Annotated in this window: 12 protein-coding genes and 1 pseudogene; 4 read left to right on the top strand and 9 right to left on the bottom strand. The window is 29.9% G+C overall.

Annotated elements, in window-relative coordinates; genetic code table 11:
• Position 1 precedes the first annotated feature (1 nt).
• Entirely contained in the window at positions 2 to 103 is a 102-nt protein-coding gene (locus ACE199_RS21765) for an IS3 family transposase (RefSeq protein WP_375349433.1), read from the top strand.
• A gap of 261 nt (positions 104 to 364) precedes the next feature.
• On the opposite strand, the gene ACE199_RS21760 is transcribed toward ACE199_RS21765, so the two are convergent.
• From ACE199_RS21760 to ACE199_RS21740, 5 genes are all read right to left on the bottom strand, one after another.
• Positions 365 to 796: a helix-turn-helix domain-containing protein gene (locus ACE199_RS21760; protein ID WP_375351622.1), complete on the bottom strand. Its 432-nt coding sequence runs from the start codon at positions 794 to 796 to the stop codon at positions 365 to 367.
• A 65-nt stretch (positions 797 to 861) separates the two neighbouring features.
• Positions 862 to 1,200, bottom strand: a complete 339-nt coding sequence (locus tag ACE199_RS21755; protein WP_375351620.1) for a hypothetical protein — start codon at positions 1,198 to 1,200, stop codon at positions 862 to 864.
• 39 nt (positions 1,201 to 1,239) lie between these two features.
• A complete protein-coding gene (locus ACE199_RS21750; protein ID WP_375351618.1) occupies positions 1,240 to 1,488 on the bottom strand; it encodes a sunset domain-containing protein in 249 nt (82 codons plus the stop codon).
• Between the two features lie 29 nt (positions 1,489 to 1,517).
• Positions 1,518 to 1,832, bottom strand: coding sequence for a hypothetical protein (locus tag ACE199_RS21745; RefSeq protein WP_375351617.1), 315 nt, complete (start codon positions 1,830 to 1,832; stop codon positions 1,518 to 1,520).
• Positions 1,833 to 2,111: 279 nt separating this feature from the next.
• Positions 2,112 to 2,657, bottom strand: a complete 546-nt coding sequence (locus ACE199_RS21740; RefSeq protein ID WP_375351615.1) for a recombinase family protein — start codon at positions 2,655 to 2,657, stop codon at positions 2,112 to 2,114.
• 533 nt (positions 2,658 to 3,190) lie between these two features.
• On the opposite strand from ACE199_RS21740, the gene ACE199_RS21735 reads away from it, so the two are divergent.
• From ACE199_RS21735 to ACE199_RS21725, 3 genes are all read left to right on the top strand, one after another.
• The gene (locus ACE199_RS21735; protein ID WP_375351614.1) at positions 3,191 to 4,321 is read left to right on the top strand and encodes an SEC-C domain-containing protein; all 1,131 of its coding nucleotides are present in this window, start codon (positions 3,191 to 3,193) and stop codon (positions 4,319 to 4,321) included.
• 317 nt (positions 4,322 to 4,638) lie between these two features.
• Entirely contained in the window at positions 4,639 to 5,250 is a 612-nt protein-coding gene (locus ACE199_RS21730) for a deaminase domain-containing protein (protein WP_375351612.1), read from the top strand.
• Between the two features lie 2 nt (positions 5,251 to 5,252).
• Entirely contained in the window at positions 5,253 to 5,783 is a 531-nt protein-coding gene (locus tag ACE199_RS21725; protein ID WP_375351611.1) for a hypothetical protein, read from the top strand.
• Between the two features lie 116 nt (positions 5,784 to 5,899).
• On the opposite strand, the gene ACE199_RS21720 is transcribed toward ACE199_RS21725, so the two are convergent.
• The 4 genes and pseudogenes from ACE199_RS21720 to ACE199_RS21705 form a co-directional block, all read right to left on the bottom strand.
• The gene (locus ACE199_RS21720; protein WP_375351610.1) at positions 5,900 to 7,015 is read right to left on the bottom strand and encodes an HNH endonuclease; all 1,116 of its coding nucleotides are present in this window, start codon (positions 7,013 to 7,015) and stop codon (positions 5,900 to 5,902) included.
• 2 nt (positions 7,016 to 7,017) lie between these two features.
• Positions 7,018 to 8,862, bottom strand: a complete 1,845-nt coding sequence (locus ACE199_RS21715; RefSeq protein ID WP_375351609.1) for an AAA family ATPase — start codon at positions 8,860 to 8,862, stop codon at positions 7,018 to 7,020.
• A 1,244-nt stretch (positions 8,863 to 10,106) separates the two neighbouring features.
• The gene (locus ACE199_RS21710) at positions 10,107 to 10,670 is read right to left on the bottom strand and encodes a M15 family metallopeptidase (RefSeq protein ID WP_375351607.1); all 564 of its coding nucleotides are present in this window, start codon (positions 10,668 to 10,670) and stop codon (positions 10,107 to 10,109) included.
• A 318-nt stretch (positions 10,671 to 10,988) separates the two neighbouring features.
• Positions 10,989 to 11,910: pseudogene (locus tag ACE199_RS21705) on the bottom strand (IS3 family transposase); the annotation flags it as partial.
• Positions 11,911 to 12,203: the final 293 nt, after the last annotated feature.

The raw sequence follows: 12,203 nt of genomic DNA, 5'->3' as shown, positions 1-12,203 counted from the left end.
AATGGATTATATCCATTGGTACAATCATATTAGAATCCATGGGACGCTAAACTACACGAGCCCAATTCAATATAAACTTGAACACCTTAAAAAAGTTGTTTAGTTTAGTGTTGACAGTCCAATGAAACCACCGCTAATACTAAAAATACTATAGTTGCTAAAAATGCCGATAAACCTACCCACGCCATAAATTATCCCCCCTCTAATTTTCTCTTTATAATTAAAACTTCCATTGCTCCTATAAATAATAATATTATTATGTATAAGTTCTGTAATTTAATTTATTTATAGGAGTTAGGATGAGTGAATTTTACCATATTTAGCATACTAGACGTTGATGAATTTTATAAATGAAATAGTTATTTTAATCAGTTTTATTTTTACGCTGCTCTAATTCTTTAACTTCCTCATCCGATAAGTCACTGAACAACTCACGATAACTTACTCCAAATAAGTCCTCTAACTCTATAATCAATTTATGCCTAGGATGTTTTTTACCACTTTCCCAGTAACTTATTGAAGAAGAGTCAACCTTTAACTTATTAGCTAGGCTGTAAATCGTATAACCATGATCAATTCTTAGCTTTTTCAATCTCTTTACTGTTTTCTTTGGTTCAAGTTTCATTCCACATTTAGGACAGTAAGCTACTTCAATCCTGCTAATTTCATTGTGAAAATGTTCAATATAGAGATAGTACTTGCCTTTGCCTGTATCATAGAAAACGCCATCATCTCCCCTAAGATTCTCTTCAGTATTACTTTTATCGCAATAATCACAAATCTTATTTTCTTCCATTTTCATATCCTCCTAATATTTAAGATAATATTGTCATTTTATTTATTCGTTACACAGTTTTTTTCTCATTGACCAGTATAAATAAATCGTTTCATTAATGATTGAATATGCTTCTTCATCTTTTTATCATTTTTAGTTAAATAAACATAACTTACGCTTGCATTTCGTGTATGAGTGATATTGTAATACCTATCTTCCCTTATCTCCCTAACAGTGCCAAGTTTACTAATTTCGCATACTTGATCATAACCTGTAATCGGATACCACTTGTCACCATATATTGAGTTACTACAATGCTCACAAACATATCCCTTTTGTATTCTTCCCCTGGTCATCTTTGTTTCACTATACATATAAAATTCATCTTCGGGCTTAACTATCTTGCAAAAAGCACATTCTGCCATTCCTGATCCCTCACTGACTCAATTAAAATATTCGTTTTATCATCTTTCACTCATTCGATATCCTGCTTCTTCAGCATCTTCTTCCGTACAGAACCACTCTTCAGCATCCGTTACATCATAAAATTCGCCTTCTGGTACATGATAAATTTTTTCTCCGTTATAAGTTGTTTCATTCCCCTTAATTTCAGGATCATCACAATCTCCAGATGAACTCGAATTAATCTGAGTAAAAAAGATAATTACAGTAGCAGCAATATAGATTATAAAAAATCCCTTAAGGTAATTCATTAATTGCTTACCTCCCCTTTTTAAAAATCTTATTTTTCTTTATCCCAATTTGGGTCAGGTTTATATTTGTACATGCTCAAAGGATAAAAAGTACCACTTGAATAATAAACACGATCCACAATGATGTTATTATGTGAATTTATGAATTCGATAATATCGTAATTACTTAATCTATATCCTCCTGTTTTACTTTTATCATAGAATGTCTTAAAGTTACTAAGAGTGCTTTTAGTAACTCCTTCATACACAATTCGATGCCCATCCGCTCTACATCCTGTTTTCCAATAACCCTCGTTTTCACATTTCCTGTGTGTTAAATATTCATATACTCTCACTTTTAGCATTTACATCACTCCTAATTTAGAATAAATGAGATTTTTTATTCAAGCATTATACTTCTCTCTTACTTAAATATACTCACTTCTTACTTCATCAGAATATATTTACCTTAACTAACATATTGATTTGCAATTTCATCTAGTCTCTTTTCTAATCTTTTTATTTCGAATTCATTAATCAACTCACAAATTCCCCTTATTCTTCATAGGTACATTCTACCATATGACCAATATAAGGATATTTGTTTTTCTGTTTTTTGTAATAAAAAAAGAGCAGTTGAATAACTACCCTTTAATCTTTTTCAATTCAGCATATATTGTAGAACGTGGTACACCTGTCATTTTTGCTATATCATTTACACTTAATCCGTTTGATTCTCTATCATCATACAATTTCAAAGCCTTCTCAATATCCTTTGCATTTTTAGCAGGTCTCCCCATGTGCTTACCTTGTTTCTTGGCACGTTCCCTACCTTCACCAGTACGTTCTACTATCAAGTCACGTTCAAATTGTGCAAATGAACCTAGAATATTAAAGAGTAGTGTTTGTAAACTTCCATCTTTCACCTTTGCTTCAAAGAACATGTTCTCTTTAATAAATTTTACGTTTACACCTTTGTCTTTTAATTCATTAATAATATTATTCAAGTCACCAATACTTCTTGCTAGCCGATCAATCTTAGTGACTATGAGTGTGTCGCCTTCTTCTAAAAATTCTATAGCTTGTTTTAATTCATTACGATAATAGAAAACATTGGCTACTACAGCACTATACAAACTCAATATAAATGGCTGAAACTTAAATAAATTAACATTCTTCAACAATCGCAAGTGTATCGGCTGCTATCGAATCCCCTCAAAATCCTTATAAATACTGCATTTTCCAATCTTTTATCGGCTATCGAATACGCAATATAATCTATCGAAAATGCTCATAAACTCTTTATTTTCAATGATTTAACATCCATCTAAGCATAATCTGTCGCTGTCGCAACATCGTTTTTATAGCAGATGTGTCTAACTGATAAATATTCTCATTCAATTCAACTAGAATTGAAGCATGATGAATGGCAGCGATCAATAAAAGAAGCCGTTCACGTGACCGACTCCCCAAAATAAGATTAATAAACATTTATTTCCAATTAGGCATGGTATAGTAATGCAAAATTAAATTGAAACAAACGTCAACTTGGCTAATCTCTAGATTATGTATTAATTTTTTCTACCATAGAAAAATTTGTATATATCTTGAATTTGTTACATTAAAACCGATATATTCATTAGCACCTTTCATTATAATATAAAACAAATAATAGTTATGAAGAGCTATCAGCATTTAATGATTATTTAATGGAGGAATTCAAATGTATCTAAGAACATCAAAAAATCAACCCTGTCCTTGTGGTTCAGGATTAAAATATAAGAAATGTTGTTTAGAAAAGGATCAACATTCAGAAGAACTCAAAGAAATTAAACGAAAAAAAGAGAAAGAACTCCAAGTAAAATTAGATAAGCACAATCAAATAAAAGTTGCTAAAATGAGAAAAAAGTTAAAAGAAAAACTATATACTCCTTATAAGAACCTTATTATTCACGAAGAAGACTTACTAATACCTTCACATAATTTAACAGAAAGTAAAAAATCCTTTGTTCTCGCTTTACTTGAACAACTTATATATGAACTAAAAAAAGAAAGTCCTTCAGATAAAATAATCCAGTGCCTTTCCTCTAAGATTTTCTTCTTATCCGATAAAGGGAATTTGACTGAAACGGAATTTAAACTAGCTAAAACCCCTACAACTGGAAATTTGGCTGAATATGTTCAACTGCCAGATGGAGCCAAACCTGATTATAATGCCATGAGAGTAATGTCTGAATTTGCATATCAAGCAATATTGGAAGGTATTTCAGATGAAAAAAAATATTGGAGTGCCACTATATTTGTTGATACAAACGACACACTCGTAAAGTGGGAGTTTCATAGTTCGGAAAATGATATTCCTTTACTTGACGAAATTTTTGTTTCCTGGAAAAGTCTTGATCCATTGGATAATGAATATAAAATTTTAATTAATAAATTATATGCATTTGAAAAAGAATCTCTAAAGACATTAGCAACTATTACTACACAAATGAAATTTATTCAGAAAAAACAGTCTGATCTAATATCCTATACAAGTATAACGATGGGTTACCTCGGTGTATTGGAACAAGAATTAAGACATTTAATTTCCTTATATAAGACGGGTAAACAAAAAAGAATGATGCTTAGAGAAATTTGTGGGTACCTAAAGGATAAAAACATAGGGGAAATGGATCGACAATTCATTTCAAGACTAGAAACTCTTATTCCATTAAGAAATAGAGCAGCACACGGAGAATTTATTTCGAAAGATGAATTCCAACCTGTTCAAGAAATTTTACTTAATGGTCAAGGTTATGAAATTATATCATGGGCAAAATTAGATTTAAAAAGAGCCCTTCTATCTAACTAGAATGGGATTGTTCCTCGATAATCTGTGTTAATCAGCTCATACCTTAGGCTAAACCATATTGACCAATTTTAAGGTTGTAAAGCAAAAACTCTTGATAACTGAAAAATCAGTAATACCAAGGGTTTCCGTTAAATGGATGACCTGTGAGGGACTTGAACCCCCGACCCCCGCCCTGTCAAGGTCTAGTAATATATTATTTCTCGTATCTAAACACATTATAAAGTTACTTACTATTTTTATATAAAATATAATAAATTTACACTTTATTGAAAAACACTATAATATAGATAGATAAATTAAAAGGGGAATATATAATAATGAAGGCTCAACTACATATTAAACATTATAAAAGCAGCTTAGAAGGCATTAATCTTAAAGCTAAGTACTTAGATTGGCAAGATATGATAGTACAATTAAAAAAAGATGGTGATATTGGAAAAAATGCTTGTTTTGAGCATTTAAATAGAAATTATGCAATAGGACTTATTAAAAAAGATAATTTCGAAAAATATTTTTACTCCACATGTAAAATTCAAAATAAAGATTCTTATCTTAATCTAAAAAAACAAATAAACAAGCACTTAAATCCAAAATGGGATGAAATGATTTCTAACCTATATTATTCATCCCCTCAATACATATACAATTATTTAAAAGTCGATAGATCTAGAGGGATTCGTACAAAACAATCTTGGGAACGAAAACAGGATAGTGAAAGTGTCATTTTAGAAAATATCAGTAAGTATATGTTTGAACATAAATTATATGATTGTAAAGTTTTCATTTATTCTCAGAAGGAACCCTGTTTAAATTGCGAAATGATATTCCAACAGTTTATTGAGAGGCACTCTTTAACAGAATTCACTATTTTTTATCATCAAACTAATTACGAGATGCTACCATCTAAATATAACTGGAGATTTGTATAAAAATGAAAAAGAATGAAAATATTTTTGAATATATTAATGCTAAGGAAAAAGAATTAAAGCTTAATAACCTATTTACAACTGAAGAGTTAATACAATTAACAAATGATAGTTTAAATAAAAATTTAAAGAAATATACTAATAATCACACGCAAGCTATAGATCGTACAATCGATGATTTATATTTAATGTATACAGAAAGTGTTAAAACACGATATATATTGGTTGCAGTTTGTACATATAAATTATTAAAGATCACTGCCTCTAATTTATTTTTACCTTTCCAAGATAGTCAACTTTCTAAAGAGAAAAAAAAGAAAACAAAATCTGTTCTAACTTTTTTTAACGATTTAACCAACATTCAAATGGAGAACGCTATATCCAATGCCTCACAGGATAGTAATCGAGATGATAATGAAGTACTTAAATCTGAATATATGGTAAAGCTCGTGAATGAATTACTATTTCTATCTCCAGTAAAAATGAGTAAAAGTTTCAAAGAATTAAATGAACAAATATTACAAATAATCGATTAAATCTTTAAACATCTCAAATATAAAATGGATATTAAGTAATTCTTAATCGTTTTCATTATGAATGGCTTAGAGGAGCGCTTCAAAATTTAAAATTTGAAACACTTCTCTAAGAGTATTTAAATTTTAGGAGAGAGAATTTCAGTTTCTATAATATCGTGTAAAGCTTTACTTAGAATATTATATTGAAACTCTGATGCTTCTTTGGTTACCAAGACCCTTACATCGTAATTTTGAATTAAGTTAGGAAAATCTAAATGCAACTGTTGCAGATATAATTCATTATATATTCTAGCTTTTAAAATATTCTCTTGAATGAAATCTTTGTGTTGATTATAGATAGATTTTAATCGAAACAGTTTGATATTATTATTAACCTTTTTATTAAGTATTTTCTCTTCAGGTGTAAGTGATAGATTATTAAATATGTTTTTTGGAGATATAGTGATTTCAAAATTATTAGTTTCGCCTAAAATAGCATCAACATAGTTTATTTTATTTCTTTTCTTTTTATATTTTTTAAATTGTCGAGAAAAATAAAATTGATTATTAATTTCTGTGTCAAATGGGTTAAAGTGAGTTGAAAATGAAGTTTTTCTCGAGTGTTTTAAAGACTGATTACAAACTTTGCAACTAGGTACTAAATTATATAACGACATAGAAAATATAGGAAATTCATTTTTGGGAATAAAATGATCAAGCTCAGCCCTTGAAGGACCTCCTTCAGTTTCAACATTTGTAGAATGGATAGTTAAAGTAAATTGTGCATTGCAATATGGACAAACTTTTATTCGAAGAAGCTTTATATATTCATATGCGTTCCAACGTTTCTTTTTTTTGTCAATTTCAATTGAATATCCTTTACTAAAGCGTTTATATTCATTTTCAAATAACGTTTTCAAATTATTAGAAATTTCTATGTATTTATCTTCTCCTACATCTTCGAAAAATTTCGGAAAATAATAACTAAAAGATTTTTCGTAATTTTCCATTTCTACAATATTTGCAGTTGCAATTTTTTCAATATTAGTATACAGAAAATAATAAAGAACTTTACACTTTTTTAAATATCTATATTCATCTGTACGTCTAACAGACATAGAAATGAGTTCGATATATTTATCCCGTTCTTTTCTTAATTTTTCCTTTAAGCAAGTTGCATTATTAGGGCTATTATTACTAATGTATTCAAGATGATACTTAAGTGCATCTGGTTTCATTTCTAGATAAATCATTTTTACTTTTCTCCTTGCATTTTCTCCAAAGTTTCCAAGCGACTTTTTAAGAGTTGAATTTCTTCTTGAATCATTAATTGTGTAGGCTTAATTAATTTTAATTGTTGCTCATAAAGTGAAATTAACTTTTGTTTTAATAAAGGCTCTCCTATTAAATGAATTTTCTTTCTAATATCAGTGCTATTTTCAAGAATATACTCCGGAGTGTTATTTATTATTTCATCTGCTAAATCATTTATCTTATTTTTGGCGAAATCCCCCATAAGACTCCCTTTTAAAAAAAAGGAATGCGTATATAAATAATTAATATTGGCTCCAAATGTATGATATACATCATCTAAATAATTTTTAGAATCAACATTATCTTCACCATTATTCTCTAAAAATAACACTCTATCCATAGTTATATCAGACAATAAAAATGGAGAATGTGTTGTTAAAATAACCTGAACAAAAATTTTATGTTGTTCAAAAATTTTATTTAAACATTCAATTAAAATAGTAATCCATTCCTTTTGCCATTGAGGGTGAAAATAAAGTTCTCCTTCATCAATTAATATAAGTACTAAATTGGGTATAGGGGCCTTTTCTATTTGTTTAGCAGCATTAAATATTCTTGAAAACATACTGAGTAGAGCATATTCCCCACTACTCAAACTGTACCATTCTAGGCTACCCAGTTCCATTTTTTGCCATTTTGTGAAAATATCTATTAATGGTTTTGGTAGCTGTTTAAATAAATATTTTATTGAAAAGATAGATTCTTCAGTATGAATTGAATCAATAAATACTAAATTAAATAGTTGATTGCATTCATCTTCTAAACGTTTAAGAAGTTGTAAAGTAGTGTTTTTACTTAAAGTAATTTTACCATTTTTATTATTATCTATAATATTTAAACTGACAATATCCTTAAAATCTTCAATTTTAAAAGCAGGGTTGGTTTCTAATTGTTGCATTATAGTCTGTAAAGCATTTATGAATTTTGAATGTAATCCCCATAACCCCATATTTGGATGACTTGATTCCATAAAATCTAATATTGTATATATATAATATAGTAAAATTGATTTTGCATAATGTATATAAAAACCTTTAATTGTTGACTTATAACATTTCTCGTCAAATTTATCTTTAAATAATAGCTTTATGAATTTATATTTTGTTATTTCATTTATAACCTCTTTAAGTGTTTTTGGTAGACTATCTAGTATTGTATGATTTTGATTTATTCTTAAAATAATTTCTTTAGGTATATGAAACCTTGAAGCAAAGGAATGGTCATTGAAAACCACCGCAAATTCAACTTGCATTGTTAATTCTTGAGCAAAGAAATCGTATATATCATTAGATCTTCTTAATAAAATATTGGTTGTATAATCGTTGCTTTCTCTAATTCGTTGATGGTTAAAAAGATTACTAACATAACGAACATCGAATACATTTGAATAGTAGAGAGAATTAATTTTTGGTAAGCCAATGTCTAGTACACTAAACCTTAATTTTGGCGAGTTAATTTTTATTTTATGTGGTGCTTTATATGTATATATTCCATTTTCTTCATAAATTATTAAATAGTCGTTTTTGAACTTATTAGACACTATATCTCTTATCGCTTCTAAAATAGTCGTTTTACCTGTTCCATTTTCTCCGACTATGGCATTAATATCAATCTGCATACCTTTCTCTTGAGAAACATTATAAAATTCAGAAATATAGTAATTATCATCTTTTACATGAAGAGTATTTGTTTCCTTTTCAAAAGAGAAAAAATAATCACTCCCTAAATTGAAATCGACATTAATTCTTTCTTGTAACTTTCCAATCCAAAGATAGACTAATTTCAAAATACTTTACCACCTTTAATTTTTAAATTTATTATATTTATAATAAAGTGAAACTCATATCTAGAGTATAAATTTTGTAGGCAAATGATTAATGGTTATCATTTTTCTCAAATCTGCCCTACTTGGATTTTTCATAATAACATAGGACACAGGATTGTCACACTCTCTCTATCCGAGAGATATTTCTAAGGAATATCTCCATTTTGTATTAGCACCCAGAGGCGGATTTTTTTAATCTTTTAACATGAAGTCCAAAAAAAGTATTGAATCTGAAAAACCTATTTCTATTTTCACTTTACTCTTCACTAATACTACAAACAAAATGGTATGAATGTCTAGTTCATTCCCCTAGTAATTAGTTCATGATGACTATAAAAGGCTAGTAACCTAAAGAGCGTTTTTATCTCTCGTTGTATCTTGCAAATATTTATTTTTTCTTGTAAAAACAATGTTGTAGTTTGCTGGATTAAAACTGGTGGATTTTCAAACTCTCTCACACAAGCATTACGAGAGCCTTTATAATCACCCCACGGCTCTAGATTACTATGTTTGATGTATTTTTTTGAATCTGCAATTTCACCTAAACTTAATGTTAGTGGTCTACGGATTCGATATTTATCTAAAGTTATACCTTCAATTTTTTGAAACTTTTAGACGGTTGGAATTCATCGAACCTTCACATATATTCCAATTCATCACATGCTAAACTAATAACAAATAAATTAGTTTTTTCAAATTGTAATCGCAATGGGGCAAGGAAACCATTTTTTCCTTCTTTCAAATATTAGAAGTAATTCCTGTTTATATTCCAGTAAAAAGGTGCAATGGAATAGTTCTGCATTATAATACAGATATTTTCTAAGTAACTGTATAACGAAATGAATGAGTGATTGTCTTAGAAAATAAAACTAATTTCGTCTGAGAGCAAATCTCAGACACTCGAAAAAAGCATCTCTTCGATTGAAAAAGAGTAGGTAGAACAAACATTCTATGATAAACTATAAGTAAAGATAATTTAGAGTTATCGGCATGGAAAAAGGATCTTCGACTGAAAGATCCTTTTAGCTGCTTGTTCAATTAAAAAATGGTTCGATTGTTAAAAAGAAGAACAATTTTGTCCAGTAAACATCTTTTTTGTTCATTACAAAGAACTTTGTTGTTACAAAACACTTTAAAGTCGTCTTTTTTTTGATATTGCTATTAAGATTCTTTAAAAACCGAAGGCTTTTTAGTGCACTCGGATTTTAGCTTGGGTATTTCGGATGTTTTCCTTTTTGCAGATCGTTAATGGTTAAGCTAAAATCCATCTGGAGGTGGGGATAGTCTTTAAAGCCGCGCCAGTCCCCTCCCCATTGAAAGCCCAGCTCTTTTGCAATTTCTGCAACCTCAAACCAGTCTGATTGACCATTTCGGTTTCCATCATATTCAGTATCCCAGATCACATTACCATTCTCGAGTTGAAGGGCAAAATCGACTGCAAGGCCATAGTTGTGATAGGATTCGCCTCCCTTCATATAAGTAACTACTTTTCCGGGAGTCTTTCTTCCCTTGTCATAAAGTTTATCTTGTTCCTCAAACGAGCGGTAATCATCTGTGATCAGGATTGTAATCCCTTTTTCTGTTGCTTTTTCTTTTAAAATCTCTACTTTCTCAGCTAGAATTGGGTGCAGTTCAGTTGGTAAAATCTTTGCATTTGCTTCGTATTCAACCTGGTCTGATGAGCCAGGATATCCCTTAATGAATAAGAAAGATTGATAGGCGACAAATGCTAAGAGGAATAACAGAAAAAATTTTAGTAGTTTCTTCACAAGTTGTTATCCTACTCCTTCTTAACGTTTTTCGACAAAATCTATTATTATTTTAACGTAAAAAGGACAAGAATTGAATAAATTTAATCTTTAAAAAGACAAACTATCATACTTATAAAATGGGTATGGTGATTCCTTGGTGATTTGGAGGAACAAACATGAATACTCTATACAAAACTAGTTCAAATAAGGAAATGTTATCGGTATTCAAAAAGAATCTTCGATTGGAAGATCCTTTTTGCTGCTTGTTTAATTAAAGCGCCCTTAATTGAGGAACTATTTACTTGTTTGTATAATTTCTGGACTGTCAACACTAAACTAAACAACTTTTTTAAGGTGTTCAAGTTTATATTGAATTGGGCTCGTGTAGTTTAGCGTCCCATGAATTCTAATATGATTGTACCAATGGATATAATCCATTAATTCCAGTTCTAATTCTTCTAAACTATCAAAATGGCGACCTTTGACAAACTCTGTCTTAAAGATTTTGAAAGTAGCTTCCGCTACTGCGTTATCATATGGACAGCCTTTCAAACTTAATGACCGTTTGATTTTAAATGTCGTTAACGCTTCATCCATTAATTTGTTTTCGAACTCATTTCCTCGGTCAGTATGGAAGAGATTAATCTGATTTAAATCGCCATGTATCGAAGATAGTGCTCGATAGACAAGTTGTGCATCTTTGTTTGGACCAGCACTGCAACCAATGATTTCTCGATTAAAGAGGTCAATAAATAAACAGACGTAATTCCATTTTTGATTCACTCTAACGTATGTTAAATCACTTACGACGACAGCTCTTTCTTGCTTCTGGTTAAACTCTCGGTTTAACTCATTTTGAACGGTAGAACGATTACATGTAGCTTTATGAGGCTTGAACTGAGCTATAGTATAAGAAGACACTAATCCCTGCTCATTCATAACCCTTCCGATACGACGCCTTGAAACCATATGCCCCTGTTTCTTTAGTTCTACTTTGATTTTACGTGTGCCGTAATTCTGTCGATTGGAACGGAAGATTTCTATTATTTTAGAAGTGAGAACATCTTCAGATGCTCTTTCTTTTACTTCATAGTAGTAAGTGCTTCTTGAAAGTTGAAGGACTTTACACATGGCTGATATCGAGTATTTGTGCTGGTTATTCTTATCACATTTACTTTCGTCCTAGTATCAGCGCAGCTTGTTTTAAAATGTCGTTCTCCATTTGTAACTGTTTTAATTGCTTACGGAGCTCTATTAGTATTCGTCTCCCTCCACTCTTATCGATGTAATGTAACGTTCACTCCTATAAAGAAATCGTTCCTAAAAATACTCCAACAAAGATAAAGAAAATGCCTAAAGACCACTTTTATGGAGATCACTCAGACTAATACCTGTAAGCTGTATTAATAAATACGTAGATTCTAGGTTGATGTTTTTCACGCTTACATCTGGCACGTTCTTTTAAACTGATAAAATAAGCGACTACGACAACGTAGAGTAAACTGATAATCATACCTGGTAACATTTGAAGATATAAGTCTGTCGGATTAA

Source organism: Peribacillus sp. Hz7 (genome assembly GCF_042136355.1).
GTDB classification, from domain to species: domain Bacteria; phylum Bacillota; class Bacilli; order Bacillales; family DSM-1321; genus Peribacillus; species Peribacillus asahii_A.
The sequence above is the reverse complement of the archived record's forward strand: the minus strand, read 5'-3'. Positions and strand labels throughout refer to the sequence as shown.